The sequence below is a fragment of the Holtiella tumoricola genome (assembly GCF_027857615.1).
Lineage (GTDB): Bacteria > Bacillota > Clostridia > Lachnospirales > Cellulosilyticaceae > Holtiella > Holtiella tumoricola.
The window spans coordinates 78,907-98,344 of record NZ_JAQIFT010000043.1 but is presented as its reverse complement, the minus strand read 5'-3'; the positions used below and the strand labels follow the sequence as shown (position 1 = coordinate 98,344).

Sequence of the window (19,438 nt, the reverse complement as noted above, 5' to 3'; positions counted from 1 at the left end):
TTCCTCCTTATAAATAAAATTTTTTTTATTTTTTTATGAAAAAAATTTTATTTAAATTTTCAGTTAAATTTTATCATCTTTTATTTAATTTGTCAATTTCTATTTTTTATAGTTTATAACATTTTATTTTAAACAACATTTATACTTATGTATATCTCACACTTCATTCCGATGACCATTCCAACAATTTTATGTCCCTATACACCAGTTTTATTGACATTCCATTATCCTTGCCATAAAATAATAAGCCACCTTAATTTCAGCCTTCTCACAACACACAGTGAGGAAAAGATTGTTATTAGGGTGGCTTATTGTGCTTTTATATAAAACTTTAAAACCCCCGAACTAATTTAAAGTTCGAGGGCTTTATTTGCAATTGCTCCTGATATGATACAATTCTAACTTTCTTATACATATAGATTGATACCACCTGAGGCTTTACTTAACTTATCTAGCATATTAACTACTACTGTATTTCCTTTTAGATTGTTAAGTTTTTCATTATCCATGTTATCTGATATTGGATAATCTATTTTTTGTTTATTTTCAAGTTTTTTTCTTTTTTCGTCTGCTTCTTCCATATAATCAATCAATGTTTTTTTTGCATTTTTCATCATCGCTTTTTCTTGTTCTGAAAGTTCACATTCAAAACGTTGCCCATTCACAACAATCCATCTTTTATTTTCATCTTTACCTAGTTCTTCCCAAGTTACTTCTCCACTATAAGTTGTATAATTTGCAATTTTGTCAAATGTATTTCGATCCACTTGAATTGTAGTATGTGATGCAGTACCCTTATCCAGGCTTGACGGCATTTTTACTTTCGTGGTCATCTGTGATATATACGTATCTCTATTTTTTACTGAAAATTTTTTATCTTGATTTTGCTGCAGTGTTCCTTGCCCGATCTGCTTTTTTGTCGTCATAGCTGCCACTTTATCATACGAACCTACTACTCTCATATTCATGTTCATTTATCATACCTCCATTTTTATATTAATTAACCCCATGCTCTCTTTATATCGACGACATTAATACATTCGTTAATTATATAAACTTAATACATTGTAACCTAAGCATTGTATTATTTGCATTAACCAAAAATAACCCATAAATTTCAACTAAATGGCTTGAAATTTATGGGTTATATGGAGGTAAATCACTATGATTCCCTCTACTATTCTCATTCTATTGTTTTCTTTCATCTATTAAAAGATTTTTTAATCGTAGAAATATTTATCACATTCAGGTTACTTCTAATATTAGAGGCCACACCTATCTATATAGGATTGCACTACTACCTTTCTAGCCAATTGTGTCTAAATTGTCACGTATATGATACCTTAGCAAAGATATAACCTTCACTTACTACTTTAAATGACACGTAAAACTAAACATGCCCTAAGCTGTTGCTTCTCCTCTTGTGCTTCAATAAAAAGATAGGTATTAGAAGGCACATCCTTATCTACCACTAATCGATTGGTATCTCTTAATTGTACACCTTCTATTCGACATGATTCACTTCCTACAATGTCACACATTATGGTATAACGGATTTGGCCTGGATACCTTTTACCATACTGATCGTAAACTGTTGCATGAAGAATCCTTTCACTACCTTTTGTTATCGTGTCTTCACTTATTTCAAAACGTAAAGTTTCCCCATAAGGATCTTTCTTAGAAAGCTTCAAATGCTTCACTTCTTTTACATTTTCCTCGCAATATGCTACTAAAAATATATCTTGATTCTCTTTGGCATGGGCTTCTACTATTACTTCACCAGTCTTCCTATGGATAGTAACCCCTTGTGCTTCTTCCTCTTTTCTACTAAGTACTCTCATACCTTGTACATCTGTCCCTAGATACCACAAGATATCAGCCTCTATTGGTTTATCCCATTGATCCATGGCATAGGCTGTCATCCTATAACGCTTTACCTTTTCATTAGGAATTTGTAAATACGATGGTCCTTGATAATCATTAATTACAAGGGATATAGGTTTTGCTTCTTCTTTCTTCTTATAGACTCTAAAGTAATCAATCAAAGCTTCTTTTGGATAAATACCTCTATCTCTTCCCATACCACAAGAACCGTCTTTTGCCCCAAGATAAAGACTGAACAGAGTCATCATACGGTAGTTCGGTGTTCTGTCTGTCTCTTGTACCAGCTTACCATCTAAATAGAACTTAGTACCTTTTTCATTCCATTCAAAGCCATAAACATGAAATTCATGACTTGGACTATTGATAATAGGTGTTGGTTCTACCCAAAGGTAATTCAAATCCGTACTTCCATTAGGATGAATAACAGGACGCCATATATTAGGTTCATAGTCCTTTGACTCTGTATAAGCATCAAGAGTCTGCTCTACAATATCAAATTCTGCTGTTTGATTAGTAAATACTCCAAAGGCATACTGTTCACTTCCCTCTACCTCGGCTGTGATATGTTGATCATCTTGTACCCCTATCATCCACCAAGCAAAATGGCTTCCATCTTTTGTATCTGGCAAACGCATTCTTACCTCAAAATAGCCATATTTAGTTGCAAACCCCCGAAAATCCGGAATTTCTCTAGAACCAGTTACTGTACCAAATCGATGCAAATGAGTACGTTCAAAACTTTGTATACTGCTAACCCTATGCTCTCCATCTTGTACACACCAAGGTTCTCTATCTGGTTTTGATGTGATTATGAACTTGCCATCCTCAAAATAGAAATCTGCTTTTGCCAGTCTATCTTCTGTCCAGCCCCTGAGATAGTACGGTGACCACTTACGCCAATCTATCTGCCCATCTTGAAACTCTTCGTGATAAACAAGCTCCCATCCCTCTTTTTCCAATGGGCTTGGCAGTGCATCTTGTAGTGTAAAATCCTTGATAACTTCAATTTTTAAAGTAGTGCATATCTCTTGATTTAATTTGACTTTAGCGATTACGTAAAACTGAGTGCATTGTGCTACTTGATCACTTAGATAAAGCATATCACCATCTATCCATATACCCTCAATAGATTTATCCATCTCATAGACAATCGCTATATTCTCTACTTCTTGCCCATCCTCATCCATCAATATGGCTTGTAGTAGTCTGCGTGTTCTGCCACTAGCAGGAATAACAATAGCTTCTCTATCTGTAAGTTCAGGTGTTTGAAATACTAACCTCATGTTTGACCTCCCTAACCTTCCTCTGTAAAGTTAGGCAAAAAGGCACCTATAGCTTTTAATCGTTTTTGAAGCGCTTTGATATCTATTTCTTTTACTTGCCATCCTTTATCTATACTTAATGCAGCTGCTACGCCTACCGCTTGCCCTGTTATGAAGCAGGCTGGCATAACTCTCACTGAAGATAACATCTGTCTATCTGCACTTATACATCTACCAGCTACTAAGAGATTATCCAGTTCTTTTGGAAGAAGTGCACGATAAGGTATCCCATAGCTCTCACCATCTGCATAGCGAAGAGAGCTGTGTTCTTTTACAAAAGCATCATAGGCGTCCTTGGATGGATTCGCAATATGTATATCTACCGGATAGGAGAAACGACCTATCTCATCTTCAAAGCTAGCACGATTCATAAAGTCTTCAATGGTCATGACATACTCTCCTTGAATTCTACGAGATTCTCTTACGCCTAGATAAGATGCTGAAACCATAGGAAAAGCATTTTCGTAGCCCTCTTTTACATACTTTGTAAAATAAGTTTCAAACTCTCTTAATATTTTGCGTCCTTTAATCATAGCTTGTGTTAAATCTTGTACATTGGTTGCATCTACATTGAAGACATGGCCTATATTGGCCCCACCACTTGTCTTTCCTGCTCGACAAAAGCCAGGAATATGTCTATCCTCTTGGGTAAAAACATGATCTTTAAAGGCCTCTTCTAAAAAAGCCGTATGAGACATCCACATTTTTCCCCATTCTATATCAGCCCATAAAGAACATAAGGATGCAGGCATGGTATTTCCTTTTTCATCACCTAAGGTATACGCAACACCTGATAAGGCACACACATCTGCATCCCCTGTTGTATCAATGAATACTTTTGCTTTTACTGCTAACAATCCACTTTTTGTACTAACAATAAGAGCTTCTATATTCCTACCCTTTTTAATAACATCGATAACTTGTGAGAAGAAGAGAAACTCTACACCTGCTTCTACTACTAAATCATCATAGATTTTTTTTAATCTTTCTAATTGAATTCCTACTGTACGATCCATGATAACTGAAGGATCCTGTCTACTAGCTTCATAAATTTCACGCCCTATACCATCTGCCAAGAAATCTACACCATTTTCAAAAGGCATGAAAGCAGGGACAAGCCCTGCTGTTCCTGCTCCTCCGAAAAAACCTTGGGATTCAATAAGAAGTACTTTCACACCTTGTCTTGCTGCACTGACTGCTGCCGCAACACCAGCAGGTCCACCACCTGCCACACAAACATCTACATCATATGCTACTTCTATCTTTTTTGTATACTCCATAGGTTTATCTCCTTATTTAACTGTAAATACTTTGCCCTCTTCTAAGCGCGATGCTTCTGCCTTAAGTGCTACAATATGACTTTCTATCGATTTTTCAAGTGAAGTCTGCAAGCTAGATATGTGTTCTGGATTTCTCATCAGTTCAATAAACTGATCCATCATCTTCTCATCACCACCACCATGTCCTTCAATACTTGTTTCATTGTCGATCATATAGTGTATAGGCTCTTCACCAAACTTAAAGACGCTTACTACATTTTTATCCATATCTGCCTCAATACAACCTTTTGTTCCCATTACCTTGAGATAGCGATAGCATCTATCACTAAAAGCTGTCATTGTGAAGTTGATCGTTACACCATCTTCACAGAGCATATTCACTACTTGATGGTCTACTACATCATTATCACAATGATAAACACATCTACCATATGGTCCTGTTTTTAGTGCTTCCATTACACTTTCTTCTGTAGGTACAGGTGCAACAATATTGATAGGCCAATCCTTTTTACCACCTTTGACTCCTGTTACAGGGTCTTCTACATAATAGCGCACTGCATCATATGGACATTCTTTACGTGCTAGGCAGTTATCTGTACATCGAAGAGTTGCTCCTTCTGGCGCTTTTTCTTCTTTAAATAAATAGTTATTTCCAAAGCTACTTACTTGCTTACATGACTTACCTACAAGCCATAGTAGGATATCCAAGTCATGACAACACTTAGCCAAGATCATTGGACTTGACTCAGATGTTTTTCGCCAATTACCACGTACAAAACTGTGAGCTTGATGCCAGTAACCTACATTTTCAATAGCCTGCACTGTCACCACTTCTCCTATATCTCCCTTTGTGATACAATCTTTGATCGTATTATAAAATGGTGTATATCTTAAAACATGGCATACAACAACATGACGCTTATGTATCTTTGCTAATTCTACTAGCTCTTCACACGCTTCAATACTGTCTGAAACAGGCTTTTCTAAGAGTAAATGATACCCTTTTTCTAGAGCCATTTTTGCATGATTCACATGATCCTTATCTTGTGTACAAATAAGTGCACAATCAGCCATCTTTGGTTGAGCAAGGATTGCTTCTGCACTTGTAAAGCATGCTTTTTTTGGTAAAGAGAAATCCTTTCCTACTCTTACAAGCTTCTCTTCATCAACATCAGCAATACCTACAACTTTTATTTCTTGTGGATGCTCTAATATATATCTGCCGTAGATATCTCTCCCTCTACCACCTAGGCCTAAAATAATCGTCGTTATTTGCTTATTCATTATGACACCCCTTAAATTTTATTTGCAGTAACGATATTTGCCCAAACATAGGCACCTTCTAAACCACTCACATTTTTTCCTCTTAAAATGTTTAACCTTTCAACTTCCAATTCTTCAATTGAATCTATTTGACGGTGTATATACTGATTAAGTCTTAACTGAGTACTTTCTAATCTAGCTAGTAAGCCTCCTAGCCTAATATCTATAACTTCATAACCAAAGGCTTTATTGGTTGTAAACCATAGTTCTCTCCAAGTACTTCTTAATTGACTCAGATATTGAATAGCTAGCTCTAAATCCATGGTAACAATAGAAGCTAGTTTTTCCGCATTTTCTTCCTTATAAGCATTTAAAATATCAATCCCAAGCTCTGCTTTATAGCTTAAAAATCTTGCCATCTCACTATAGAATCTAAAGAGTAAACTGTACTGTTTACTCGATTTACTATGTTTTTCAAATACTTTTGCAAGCTTCTCATAGTGTGATTTTCTCTCTAAATCTTTTATATCTTCATCAAATAAACCTACAAGAGGGTCTTGATAAAAGAGGAACTTACTAGGATTTGGCACATCATTTACTAAATGCTCAAGCATCGGTAATGCGTCGAATTGACCAATCTCCAAGAAAGGGTCTATATCTTCTCCAATACACTGTTTAAATCTCTCTTTGACGCAGTCTAAGTTAAATTTTCCATTGTAACAGAACTCTGCATAAACTTGAAGTGCTGGTAAAAAGCCTTGGATATTAGCTTCAGCACCATTGTCTCCCCATGCTGTTAGCAATACTTCTTTGATACCTTTAGCAACACAAGACTCTAAAGCTGGAATTGAGGTCTTAAAGAACAAAGGATAATTCACTGCTGCACCAACCCAAGTCCACATACCTCCTGCAAAGATAGTGTTCGCTTTAAATTGTTTGTGTTTCTCAATATAATCATTATAAAAACTATGAGTTTTATGGTAGTAATCCCAATAAACTAACTCAATGTCCTCGCTTGCATGATCAATAACTTCTTGTGGAATACTACAAGCTTCATCATAATAAAAGTGTTCTTCTGAACCTAATCTAAAGTACATATCACTCCAAATCATTGGTCTTAATCCATATCGTTTTACAATCTCTTCTACACGATCTAAGTGCCCTTTAATAATCTCAAAACCATTAGTATAACCATGCTTTTGCAAGTATCTTCCTAATCCTAAATCCATAGCCTCATCCATACCTAGATGTATACGACGACTTCTATAGACATCTGATGTACTAGCTATCATTCTCTCGATAAGGTCATATACCGCTTCATCTCCTGCAAGAAGTACACTAGAGGTATCCTTGTACTTAGCCAAATCTCCCCATTTTAGTGCATTCTCTAAATGTCCCAACGTCTGTATACATGGCACTAACTCAATACCTAACTCATAGGCATAATCATCAATGCTTTTTAACTCCTCTTTCGTATACCTTCCACGCATATACCCAAAGAAAGGTTCATTCTCTATTTCATACACATCTTCTGTGTACATCATACACATATTAAATCCCATGACAGCCATCTTAAATAATAAGTCTTTTATTGCAGTTACAGTTAAAACTGCATTTCTTGATACATCAATCATATAACCTAATGTATCAAAGCAAGGCTTTTGTTCTAACGATACTGGGAGCTGCTCTTCTTTTAAAAAAGAAAGCGCACGATAAATTTCCACTTGCTTTTGTATATGTATCTCTATATTTTCAGCCTTTGTGTAGACACCTAAGCGATTACCCTTTTTAACAATTACTTGTTTGCCCTGTGTATCTATTTCAAAACCTAATTTATCAATTTCTGACTCTAAACGTAGCTGAGCTACTTCTCCAAAAAGATCTCTTATATCTATATTAATCTTCATCTTCTTACTCCTTCACGCTTCCAAGAACAATACCTTTTACAAAGTACTTCTGTAAAAATGGATAAACCAACATAATAGGTAATGTTCCTAAAAATATCTGTGCTGATTTAAGTGTTTCATCACTTACATTTTTCATAATCGCTAATTCTTCACTTGTCATAAGACTCGTATTAATATTCACATTCAATGTAGATAAATAAGATTGAAGAGGATAATTAGCTGGTGAATTCATATATAATATCCCATCAAACCATGCATTCCAGTGTCCTACTATTGTAAAAAGTAAAATGGTTGCTAGTGCTGGCTTTGAAACAGGTAAAAATACCTTAAATAAAATAGTAAATTGACTAGCTCCATCAATCATAGCTGCTTCTTCCAAACTTTTTGGTATACTTCTAAAGAAGTTAAGAAGTAAGACTACATTTCCAACTGCTACTGCTCCTGGTAAAACAAGTGCCCATATGCTATCAAATAATTGTAGGTTACGTATTAAAATAAAGTTTGGAATGGTTCCTCCACTAAAGAAGTTTGTAAATACAAAGAACCATGCCAAAGCTGTTCGGTATTTGAGTTGTGAGCTACTCTTAGACAGTGGATATGCTGTCAATACAACTAAGGTCATATTAATGATTGTTCCTAAAAATACACGCTTTAAGGTTACGCCCAGTGATACGATAAAATCACTTTTTTCTAGTAAAAATTCATAGGATTTCAAAGTAAAATCCACCGGCCAGAGGCCTACTTTACCAGCAGAAGCTGCCGCACTACCACTTAAAGATAGTGCGAACAAATGTATAAATGGCAAAATACAAAGCAAAGTAATACATACTAACACTAAGATATTAAAAACGTTAAATATTTTTCGTGATATACCGTCTCTTACTACCATCATGAACCTCCTTTAGAAAATCTTATACCCTGCAAAACGATAGGCTAAATAATATGAAATCCCTGTTAATCCACAAGTTATAAGAGATTTAATAAATCCTAATGCCGCTGCAGGTGAATATAACTTTTGACCTATACCAAGTCTAAAAACAAAGGTATCTAAAATATCTGCACTTTCATAAACAAGAGGATTATAAAGTAAGTAGATTTGATCAAATCCTGCATTGAGTACACAACCAAGTGCCAATGTAATCGTTAAAATAACTATTGGTAATATAGATGGAAAGGTAATGTATCTTACTTGTTGCAAACGATTAGCTCCATCTACAACTGCTGCTTCATACTGACTTTGATCAATATTAGTAATTGCAGCAAGATAAATAACAATATTCATCCCCATTCCTTTCCATGTATCACTAAAGATGATAAGCCATGGAAAGGCAGCATTATCTGTAAAAAATGACACTTTATCAGCTCCTACCATTTCAAGTAGTGAGTTGATAGGACCATTTAAACTAAACACTTGGAAAATAACACTTGCTATAATTGCCCAAGATAAGAAATAAGGTAAGAAAAAACTTGTCTGTACAATTTTCTTTAACCTTGTTCCTGCTAATTCGTTAATAAGTAGTGCTAACAAAAGAGGAACCAAAATACCTAGTACCATCTTTGAGCATGCTATAAATAGCGTATTTTGTGTGACACGCCAAATATTAGGTTGATTAAGGATAAACTTAAAATTTTGTAGGCCTACAAAATCTGAACCCAAGAATCCCTTTCCTGGATTAAAGTTTTGAAATGCCATCACAAGTCCAAACATAGGTATGTAAGAGAAGATCAAAGTTAAGATCATTCCTGGTGCTAACATGATATAAAATGGTGCTTCTCTTTTTAATCGTGCTTTTCTTTTCGACATACAATATACCTCCTCTTCATTCTTACTAACATTATATTTTCTTTGTGTATTGTTTTCTATTTCTAATACTTTACTTACTTTTATTTTGTTTACTTTTGGGCAAATAAAATAGCATATCCATGTTTTAAAACACGAATATGCCTAAATAAATCACTCTTTTTTATAAATATTTTTATCAATACATGCATCACGATAATGCTGAGGTGTATACCCTGTAACCCTCTTAAAATACGTTGTAAAATAGGTAGGTGAATAAAATCCTAATTTCACACTAATATCCGTCATCTTTAATTTACCTTTTTCAATAAGTTCTTTTGCTTTCTTAATTTTTATTTGCTGAATATAATGAGATAGATTTTCACCGCATTCTTTCTTAAATAATCTAGAAAGATAAGACGGATTCATGTTAACTCTTTCAGCAATAGTCTGTAAGCTTAAATCTTTATCAATATTTTCCTCAATATATTGCTTACACGCTTCAATAATACGTAGTGTATTCTCTGTTTGCTCAATGCTATCTATTAGTCTTTCTGCCGGCATCTCATCTAGAACTTTCTCAATGAACTCAATAATAACTTCATCTTCTTCATTTTTTAAAATAAATTTTGCTTGGCCACTTTTAGCAATATCATATAGGCAATCAAAGTCACTATAACCAGTCAAGAAAATGACTTTTGCATTTTTATTTTCTTCTCTAGACGTAATCTCTTTAACCATTTCAATACCTGTCAGCCCCGGCATACGCATATCTGATAAAATAACATCAACGCGCTGTTTATATGCTAGTCGAATAGCCTCTTTAGGCATATAGGCTTTATCTATTTTTACATGGTATTTACATTTTTCTTTAATCAGATTCTCTAAGCTATCTACAATTTCTGGCTCATCATCTACTATCAATAACCTAAACATATTATTCCTCTCCCCCTAGTAATTTCATTTTCAAGTCAATTTTCATCTCAATTCGAATACCTTGCCCATGCTCACCTTTTTTATATACTAATCCACTTTGCTTACCGTAGTGTAGCTTTAGACGTTTATTTACATTTAATATACCTGTGCACTCTACATAGCCACTATCTGCTTCAAGCTGACTATTTAAAACATCTATTTGCTCATCCTCCATACCCGTTCCACTATCTTCAATACTACATTTCAACCACTCTTCATCTAAGCAAAGAAAAATATCTATATTCCCTTGGTCTTCTAAATTCTGAAAAGCATGCTCATATATATTTTCAAGTAATGGTTGAAAAATAAGTCTCGGTACTTTTATATCCTCTAAATCCTGAAGCGTATATAGACGATTGATTTTGATACGGTCTTGAAAACGTATGGTCTGAATGTCTATATAATCCTCCATATGTTTAATTTCTTCTTTAATAGGTACAAAATAAATACCGTTCCGTGTAATATAACGATAGTATGAAGCAAGTCGTTTACTTAAGAGAATTGCTTTCTCATATTGCTGATTGGTACACATTCGCTGAATGTTATAAAATCCATTGTATAAAAAATGTGGATTAATTTGTAGTTGATATTGTTTAATCTCTGATTGCTGAAGAGCTAGTTTTTGTTCATACTGTGCCTTAATACTTGTATCTAATCTAGCAATCATCTTGCCAATAGCCTCATATAAATATGTAAATTCTTCTGTTTCATGACCCGTTAGCTCCACATTGTAACATCCTGCTTCTACATTTTTAAAAGCCTTAATAATTTTTTTGATAGGTTTATGCATCAATTTATTCATACATGTTACATAATAGATAATACCAATCCCTGCAAATATAAAGCAAACACCTATCAGGACACTTAAGAAAATAAAATTATAACCATATACTTCTAACTCGAACTCAAATACCAACATTTGATTAGTAGGCTCAAGCCGCTTAGTAATAACCTCTATATTTTTCTTCTTAATACCATTCTCCTTACCAAATAGCTTACTCGCTAGTATATTCTGATCATCTAAAAAACTTATAGACACTAAGTTCTGATTTAAATAATTAGAAATATAGCTTAAGAAATACTCTGGTTCAAATTCTATGCACAAGACTGTATCCAGCTGATTAAGTGCCTTACTTCTTTCATAGAGAGGATCAAAATCAAATAGATAGATTTTATCATTCATCAACTTAAAATCTAAGCGACTCACTTCGAGTTCACTTTCAAATAGATCCTGATAGTCACTATCTTCTAGATGAATAATCCCACTGTCCGCTGACAAAACCATATTTTTATTTCTTATAAAGAGCATACTATCATTGATAAAATGATTAGCCACCTTAATGCTATTTAATTTATACCTTAAATCATTGATCTCTGCATAATACTCCCACGGTCTCACATAGGGATCACTATAGCTAATCACTTTTAATTCTGGCCTATTTAAAATTTCTCTACAATATTGATTCACATAAGACATTTGTAATTCCAACTGTTGAATCGCAAAGTCTGTACTCTGCTCTATTTGTTGTTTCATATTTTCTTCTACATGCTTTAAGTTGTACCAATAAAAAAAGATATTTGTTGTAAATACAAGGACTATTATTGTTACAAATAAAATAACAGCCTGTCTATAAACCTTCAACGTTCCCTTCAAATAATCACCCCATTATCCCGTCATACATCCTGTCCCACTATCTATTTACTAGTATAACATTCTAAATATAGATATGAAAAGAAGACAGAAGCGTATCGCTACTGTCTATCTTTTTTCTTTATTATTGTTTTGCATACCAATCATTAACTTCGTTTGTAATCTGATCCCCACCCATCTTATGCCAATCATTTACAAATTTATCAAACTCTTCGATAGGTGCACCTGTGATAATGCGATGATAAACCTCATCACGAAGTGTATCTAAGATACCTTGTGAAGTGATCATCGTTGGTGTGTATGAACCATAGAACTCATTCATAGTGTATAGTTTTTCATTACGCACTTTTTCTGTTAATCCAAAACCACCATCTTCTGCAATACGGCTATAATATAGTCCCCAGTCTGTACCATTTAATTCTGTCTCTAAACGTTTTGCAGCCTCAAAAAGATCTTTAAATTTTTGTGGTTTAAGTAATGTAATATCATCTTTTTTAAGTGCTTCATTGAGTTCTTTGTACTGACGTGAGTTCTCAAATGTATCATCCATTCTTACTGGGCACCAGTTGTATACATAACCATTTTCTGGTTTCCATAATTCACGGTCATACTCTTCTTCTCTTTCACTTACAACTGTACTTAGCGTATCATAATAAATATTAATCATCTTTGCTAATGCTTCAGGGTTCTTCATATCTTTACTAATAACATGATATGAACCTATGAATGCTTGGTTGAGTCCTGTATTTGCAATTCCACCTTCTGCACTTACTAAATTAATAGCTTTCCAACGTGCATCTGGATTATTATCAATAGAAAGGTTAAGTGGCCAAGCTGGTACCCACCATTCACCAAGTACAATACCTGCTTTTCCTCCAACAACTGCTTCTGTCATCTTATTACTATCCATTGCCACATACTCTGGATCTAAGATTCCCTCTTTATACATCTTTTGTAACATCTCTAGTGCGTCTCTCATCTCTGGTTGCACATCACCACACACGAGTTTACCACTTTCATCTTTGGTCCACATCTTTGGATAAGCATTATAACCATTCATTAGGCCCGCTGCACCACCAAATCCAGCATAAAGTTCTTTGTATAATGCAATACCAATAGTATCATCTTTACCATTTTTATCTGGATCTTGTTCACTGAAAGCTTTTGCTACTTCGAATAATTCATCCATACTTGTTGGAACTTGTAAGCCCAATGCTTCTAACCAATCTTCACGTATGTAAATTAACTGTGTTTGTTGGAAATTATCTAAATTTCTTGGAATAGCTACTAATTCACCCTTTTCATTGGTACATTTCTTAAGTAGTGTTGGGTCTGCTTCTAAGTTCTTCTTAATCGGTTCCATTAAGTAATCATAAGCTCCTGTTAAATCCCCAATCATATCAGATTGCTTAAGAAGTTCAAATTGCCCTTCATCTACTTGAAGAATATTTGGGATTTTTCCTGAAGCAATTGTAACATCCATCTTCTGTGCGCCTTGACTTGCAGGTACTACCCAGTCATATTTAAGCTTAATGCCTAAATATTTTTCCATGATTTCTACCCACTTTTGATTCTCTGGTGTGGTATCTTTAGGTACAATCCCATCTTCTGGCACATTATAGGATGCTACTACAGACACCTCTATAGGTGGGTCATATTTTTGCCAAATATCAATATTTTGTACTTCTCCTGTTTCTTCACCTTTGGCAATACTTTCAGTAGTATTAGTTACATTATCAGGTTTTTTACTTGAGCATCCTGTGAACATTGCCATCAGCATCGTTCCTGCAAGCATTATACTTAGTGATTTTTTCATAAAACGCCTCCATTTTAGATAATTTTTTATACAAAATATCCATTTCTAATCTGAGTATAATGCATTTATTTTCACATAACAATTTAGATTAATTTACTTTATTCTATTTTATTTACTTTTTCACTCTAAATATCTTTTTTATGAGCATCTTTTTAAATACATTCAACCCGGCTCACAACACACTATACAGCACCCTTATTTTTCTTACTTATTAAATAAATGTTTTCTTCCTATACTTTATTACATTCATTAAACATACTATCATTCCTAAGCCTAGTATGTCCAATCAACTAGAAGACAAAAACATATACATCTAGAACTTTTAACAAATTCTTTAACTTTTTTACGTACTTGAGGAACCTTTTGGAAAAATTCTAGAAGCGTTTGCATTACATTTTCTCCCATGCTTCCTAATAGCTCACTGAGCAGTTTTTGCTGCGCTTCCCAATCGTTAGTATTCAGCTGATTATACCTGTAACATTTATCTTTGCATTTACTGATTTCTGCTTCTAACTCAGAATTATAACACCCCTGAAACAAACAGTTTATTGGAACTTTGGGTTTTTCTTTCATCATCTTTGCTCCTAAACATATTTTTACTATTCTATAATAATAGTAAAAATAGTAAAATACCATAAATACAAACAAAGCCAACCTAAGTTGCCTCCCCTCCAAAATCGTAGGCAAACTTAAGTTGGCTTTATTGGTGACATCTTGTTACAGGATTCTTAGTGAAACTTCATCAACTATGCTTGTGTGTAATAGGTTCATTTGTCCCTTTCTAGCCGGTTCTCGTCCTTACGAAAGCGCCTGGTAACCCTGCCGGTGAAGAGGTCGCAGTGACTTTGCACCATTATTCGTCTGGCCACTTGTAACACCTAAGACGTACTATCCGTTCCCTTAAAACTTCTTACATCCTATAAATAGTTGACTCCATTATAAGTGTGAATCCTATCAAACATATTGATCAATACACTTTGGTGTCACCTCCAAAGTGATGATTCCTAATCAGAAAGTTGCTTGCTTTTGGGAGGGGGGGCAAAATGACAACTTCCTTATTAGTGGTATAGAACACTGGTTATCTAGAATGGCAGTGTCACTATACTTTTATATTGAGTAACCGAAACTTTAAATGTTATATGTCTTTTGATACTTTAACTATACGCCTTTCTAAACCTTGTTACAATTGACAAAATATCTAAATAAAATTCTTGCATTTTATCCAATAAAAAGCTTGTACTTTTTAAAAGTCTTCTTCGAAATCAAGAAAGTGAATTTCTAGATTTTACATAAAAAGCTAAAACCAAAGAAAAGTGCACAAATATTTAATTTTAATTTGTGCACTTTTAAATTTTATATTATCTTCTATTCTTCATTTCACTCCTATCATCATAGCTTAAAATGTATTCATTAAAGTCATGATGATTTTATCAACTTCATAAACTTCCTCTGTTTCAAAAATTTCCTGTAATGCTTCTATATTCTGTTCTAAATGCTCAACATCCTTAGAATACATATGACTTATATCCACCATATCTACCTCTGTAAATTGTCCATTTTCTATAAACCTTACTACTGCAAGCTCCTTGATCATAATCATACTCATGATAGCTATCTTTATTTTTGCAGATACATCATAATCAAAAATAGACTTCATAAAGTATCTAAATATAAAATACACTAATATATTTTTAAACTTATACATGCTATCTTTATAATAATGATCAAATGCCTTATGTTTATCGATATAAAATGCTCTATTCTCTTCACTTTGCCAAAATTTTTCAAATCCATTATTTAACCCTAACGGATCATTAGCGTTTATATGTTCCAAATCTCTGTATGTTTTAAAATACTCATAGACATGGTTATATTTAATGACTTCATTTCCTTTATATTTATATAAATCATTTATCATCTCTTCTATAAAACTACTTTTACTATACTTTTCTCTAATAGCTTTTATATCATCCATCTCATCAAAATCTATTGTCTCTTGTATTTCTTCAACAAATTTAAGTACGATTGCTGCCTTAGCTCCTAAAGCTATATGAGGCATTTCTAAAATATTAATGATAATGTTTCTACAAAGGAAAAAGTCTTCAAGTGCCTTTTCATCTATACAATCATCCGCATCTCCTACTTCATCATCTTCACTTAATTCAAATTCTGTTGCTTTATTATTTCCTAATATAATTCTTGCAGCCTCTGGGCAAGATAAAGATATCCCCATTTCTCTTAAGTCAAAAAACTCTTCCATGTATCTTGGGTACTGTCTACATGTATAACAAAGACTTTTCTCTCCAAGCTCCTTGTATATTTCACAAAGATTATTTTCATTTAAAAATGGACAGTTCTCACCGTTTAATACAAAAACATTTTCTCCATCTTCTTCTACAATCTTACTTCTTACCTTTTCTCCAAAACCACTCTCTATATTTTGATAAGTATTATAAGTTTCCTCATCAATGACAATTCCCCATCCTGCACAACAAGTATCTTCACACGCGGATGCTATACATTTAAAATCCTTAAAATAACTTGGTACTCTTATCTTCATTTGTAGTTTCACTCTCTCTATTAATTATTATTTCATTTTAATATTTATTGATTGCAACATCAAGTGTGGTATCTTTAATCGTATACAACTAGAAATACCAAATAAAAAATCTCGTAACACTCATTATCCGAGTGTTACGAGATTTTTTTACAGAAGTGAGCAAGCGTAATAACAGGCCTCTTTTTGTTTTTCTATTATTTTATTAATTCATCTATCGTATATCTTTCGTATCTCATAATATTTTTAAGATGTAACTCATCTCTTGACCATGAATCATATTTTTCATATAAGATACCTACTTCTCCATTCGGTAACTCCGTCATACATGAATAAGAAAAACCATAAGTCGGTAAGTCAACTTCATAACTATGTGCCCAATTAATCGTATATCTCTCACGTCCAGCTATACCAGTATCTTCAATCATTCCTACTAAAATTTTTCCTCCTCTTCTTCCGCTACTTCCAGTTGGTGCTGATAGCAAAATAGCTTTCTTTCCATTAATAGGTTTAGAATAATTAATAGCAGAAATTTGAGTTCCATAGGAAGCAACAGTAATACCTTCTATATATGCCATAGGACTCCAGGTCATACCACCATCATCACTTGATATATACCCTATTTTTCCAATATTGGTTCGCATATAAGTTTTTAAACTGCCATCTGGCATTTCAACTATTTGTGCTTCAGCAAAACTGCCTCTATCCCCAATATCCGTTGGTATGAATCCCCAGTTATCACCATGATCATCACTATATAAATAACCAAATTCTCCTGACTTACTATTATATGCAGAAATTAACAGACGTCCTGCATAAGGACCATTTTGTATTTGTGTCCCCACTCCTGGTCCAAATAATATCATACGCGAATTAATATCTTTAAATTCTCCCATGATCTTCATATCTGACCAAGTTTCACCCTCATTATCACTATATTTCATAACAAGATAATTGGTAGGCATCATTTGAAAATGTGAATCTTTATAGAATACAGACATTCTAACATCTGTATTATTCTTTTCCTCTCTTAAAGTTGTTCCTTCAAAACGCACTTGATATTGCTTTTGAGTCAAATATTCTCCATTTAATTTTAACCTATATTCACCATCTACAGAATAATCCGTTGGTGTATTTTGAATATCGTTATAAATTACACCATTTTCTCTTATTGAGTAATTATACGTACTGGATGTATCTCCATGCCAACGTAACTTAACATATTTCTTTCCATTAATTACTTTAAAACCTGTTCCTGCCGCAGCTGTATTAAATCCTTGCCCTGCTGGGAATGCATCCGCAAACAAGAAGAGTCTCCCATTTATTCGGTCTTGTAAAAGTACTGAGTCTATAAAAGCTGCACTTCCTACGATTTGTACATTTTTGCCCACAGAATCTCTAGGCCATTCTACAGCCTTTGATGCATAGTCATCAAATACCATTGGTAGCGTAGGTGCTGACCAAGTTACCCCACCATCTAAGCTTTTAGCAAAAGCAATATCAATATTACTCTTTGCATCATGCGTTCCTCCGTATCTCGCATCAATACTTGATACAACAGTCCCACTTTTTAATGTTAATAATGTTGGTATGCGATAATAATTTGAATTGGTTCCATCTCCTGCATAGAAAATTTTGGTTCCATAACTTGTATCTGAAGTTGCTTGCAGAAGCTCTTCATCACTTAATAGCATATTATATACCTTAATATTATTAATCGTCCCACCAAAAGGATAAGCTATAGTATTTTCTCTTATTGTTCCACCTAATGTAACATTATTAACACCTGTAATATCATTAATAAACTTGAAATTATCCACCTTAAGTGTCCCTATCAAATCACCATTGGCAAATAATTTATACTCTTTATTTATTGCATCTGCCTTCAATGCAATAGTGTTGGTTGCATAAGCATCTTTATATTTACCTTGTAATACTGCTGGACGACTTAAAATATGCTTGAATGTACCATCTGTATTACGTAATTCCATACCTATTGCTCCAGTATTGGTTGCATAAATGTGGAAATGCCTATCTCTATTTCCTGATGTACTATTTCCTATACTAAAAATAGATTGGATATTTGCATTTGATGTCGACGTAAAAGATGCAATAATTGTGCCTTCACTCATCGTTTGTACTTCTTCAGCATTTACTTCATTGGTTAGATCATATCCCGTTCCCGGTGTGATCTCAACATTACTTTTTTCTAAAAGTAGCCCCTGCACCGGTGGCTTAACTTCAGGAGTCGTCATCTCAAGAAGTTCTTGGTCCGACAGCACCCCATTATAAAGTTTAGCTTGTGTAATTGTTCCTTCAAAAGGATAGGCTACACTACCTTGCCTTACTGTTCCACCTAAAGAAATATTATTAGCCCCCATAATGTCTGCAAAGTACTTGAAATCAGCTTTAGAAAGTGTTACAACTAAACTTCCATTAGCAAATAACTTGTATTCTTTAGTGGTTGCATCTGCCTTAAAGGCAATTTTATTTGTCTTTAAGGCAGATACTGTATTAGGAGCTGACATAGTATACTTAAATAGAGCATCTGTATTACGAAGTTCCATACCTAATGTGCCACTAGGTGTTACATAGAGATGGAAGTGCCTATCTTGATTACCCGTACTTGTGTTTGAAACACTCATTAGGGATTGATATGCTCCTGTACCAGTAGACTTATATTCAATAAAGATTGAACCTTCTGTTGCACTATAAACCTCATTTACTGCACTTTCATTACCAAGATCATATACTTGACCAGCTACTATAGAAATATTACTTTTATCTATTATAGGGCTACTAGGTACTTGGTTATTCATATTTTCTAAATCTACAATATATGCTGGAGGTGTAGTTATTTCAGTACCATACTCTCCTTGCACAATTTGTTTGGGATATGGAATAGTTCCCTCTAATGGTTCTCCTAAAACAGTACTTCCTGTCGAGGCAAGAAGTGAACCTATTATCACATAACTAAATTTTTTCAATTGATTTTTCCTCATT

General features: G+C 33.9%; 13 protein-coding genes. All 13 read right to left on the bottom strand.

Annotated features, from left to right (window positions below; genetic code table 11):
- Positions 1-407: 407 nt before the first annotated feature.
- The 13 genes from PBV87_RS10585 to PBV87_RS10525 all read right to left on the bottom strand — a co-directional run bounded on the left by PBV87_RS10585 (position 408) and on the right by PBV87_RS10525 (position 19,437).
- Positions 408-974 carry a hypothetical protein gene (locus PBV87_RS10585; RefSeq protein ID WP_271012233.1) on the bottom strand — a complete coding sequence of 189 codons (567 nt, stop codon included), beginning with the start codon at positions 972-974 and terminating at the stop codon, positions 408-410.
- 399 nt (positions 975-1,373) lie between these two features.
- Entirely contained in the window at positions 1,374-3,167 is a 1,794-nt protein-coding gene (locus tag PBV87_RS10580) for a glycoside hydrolase family 16 protein (protein WP_271012232.1), read from the bottom strand.
- Between the two features lie 11 nt (positions 3,168-3,178).
- Positions 3,179-4,486, bottom strand: a complete 1,308-nt coding sequence (locus PBV87_RS10575; RefSeq protein WP_271012231.1) for an FAD-dependent oxidoreductase — start codon at positions 4,484-4,486, stop codon at positions 3,179-3,181.
- A 12-nt stretch (positions 4,487-4,498) separates the two neighbouring features.
- Positions 4,499-5,770, bottom strand: a complete 1,272-nt coding sequence (locus tag PBV87_RS10570; RefSeq protein ID WP_271012230.1) for a Gfo/Idh/MocA family protein — start codon at positions 5,768-5,770, stop codon at positions 4,499-4,501.
- A gap of 11 nt (positions 5,771-5,781) precedes the next feature.
- The gene (locus PBV87_RS10565) at positions 5,782-7,656 is read right to left on the bottom strand and encodes a beta-N-acetylhexosaminidase (protein ID WP_271012229.1); all 1,875 of its coding nucleotides are present in this window, start codon (positions 7,654-7,656) and stop codon (positions 5,782-5,784) included.
- 4 nt (positions 7,657-7,660) lie between these two features.
- Positions 7,661-8,545, bottom strand: a complete 885-nt coding sequence (locus tag PBV87_RS10560; protein WP_053984560.1) for a carbohydrate ABC transporter permease — start codon at positions 8,543-8,545, stop codon at positions 7,661-7,663.
- A gap of 12 nt (positions 8,546-8,557) precedes the next feature.
- The gene (locus PBV87_RS10555) at positions 8,558-9,460 is read right to left on the bottom strand and encodes an ABC transporter permease (protein WP_053984561.1); all 903 of its coding nucleotides are present in this window, start codon (positions 9,458-9,460) and stop codon (positions 8,558-8,560) included.
- A gap of 150 nt (positions 9,461-9,610) precedes the next feature.
- The gene (locus tag PBV87_RS10550) at positions 9,611-10,372 is read right to left on the bottom strand and encodes a response regulator transcription factor (RefSeq protein ID WP_053984562.1); all 762 of its coding nucleotides are present in this window, start codon (positions 10,370-10,372) and stop codon (positions 9,611-9,613) included.
- Between the two features lies 1 nt (position 10,373).
- Positions 10,374-12,065 (bottom strand): sensor histidine kinase, encoded by a 1,692-nt coding sequence (locus PBV87_RS10545; RefSeq protein WP_271012228.1) that lies wholly within the window; start codon positions 12,063-12,065, stop codon positions 10,374-10,376.
- A 121-nt stretch (positions 12,066-12,186) separates the two neighbouring features.
- Positions 12,187-13,878 (bottom strand): type 2 periplasmic-binding domain-containing protein, encoded by a 1,692-nt coding sequence (locus tag PBV87_RS10540; RefSeq protein WP_271012227.1) that lies wholly within the window; start codon positions 13,876-13,878, stop codon positions 12,187-12,189.
- A gap of 273 nt (positions 13,879-14,151) precedes the next feature.
- Positions 14,152-14,532, bottom strand: a complete 381-nt coding sequence (locus PBV87_RS10535) for a maltose acetyltransferase domain-containing protein (RefSeq protein ID WP_271012226.1) — start codon at positions 14,530-14,532, stop codon at positions 14,152-14,154.
- A gap of 742 nt (positions 14,533-15,274) precedes the next feature.
- Positions 15,275-16,438, bottom strand: a complete 1,164-nt coding sequence (fliB, locus tag PBV87_RS10530) for a flagellin lysine-N-methylase (protein ID WP_271012225.1) — start codon at positions 16,436-16,438, stop codon at positions 15,275-15,277.
- Positions 16,439-16,632: 194 nt separating this feature from the next.
- Positions 16,633-19,437 (bottom strand): sialidase domain-containing protein, encoded by a 2,805-nt coding sequence (locus PBV87_RS10525; protein ID WP_271012224.1) that lies wholly within the window; start codon positions 19,435-19,437, stop codon positions 16,633-16,635.
- Between the last annotated feature and the right edge of the window lies 1 nt (position 19,438).

Excerpts from the sequence above, each read along its gene's own strand:
- PBV87_RS10585 (WP_271012233.1), bottom strand. The coding sequence starts at position 974 with ATGAACATGAATATGAGAGTAGTAGGTTCGTATGATAAAGTGGCAGCT.
- PBV87_RS10580 (WP_271012232.1), bottom strand. The coding sequence starts at position 3,167 with ATGAGGTTAGTATTTCAAACACCTGAACTTACAGATAGAGAAGCTATT.
- PBV87_RS10575 (WP_271012231.1), bottom strand. The coding sequence starts at position 4,486 with ATGGAGTATACAAAAAAGATAGAAGTAGCATATGATGTAGATGTTTGT.
- PBV87_RS10570 (WP_271012230.1), bottom strand. The coding sequence starts at position 5,770 with ATGAATAAGCAAATAACGACGATTATTTTAGGCCTAGGTGGTAGAGGG.
- PBV87_RS10565 (WP_271012229.1), bottom strand. The coding sequence starts at position 7,656 with ATGAAGATTAATATAGATATAAGAGATCTTTTTGGAGAAGTAGCTCAG.
- PBV87_RS10560 (WP_053984560.1), bottom strand. The coding sequence starts at position 8,545 with ATGGTAGTAAGAGACGGTATATCACGAAAAATATTTAACGTTTTTAAT.
- PBV87_RS10555 (WP_053984561.1), bottom strand. The coding sequence starts at position 9,460 with ATGTCGAAAAGAAAAGCACGATTAAAAAGAGAAGCACCATTTTATATC.
- PBV87_RS10550 (WP_053984562.1), bottom strand. The coding sequence starts at position 10,372 with ATGTTTAGGTTATTGATAGTAGATGATGAGCCAGAAATTGTAGATAGC.
- PBV87_RS10540 (WP_271012227.1), bottom strand. The coding sequence starts at position 13,878 with ATGAAAAAATCACTAAGTATAATGCTTGCAGGAACGATGCTGATGGCA.
- fliB (WP_271012225.1), bottom strand. The coding sequence starts at position 16,438 with ATGAAGATAAGAGTACCAAGTTATTTTAAGGATTTTAAATGTATAGCA.
- PBV87_RS10525 (WP_271012224.1), bottom strand. The coding sequence starts at position 19,437 with ATGAGGAAAAATCAATTGAAAAAATTTAGTTATGTGATAATAGGTTCA.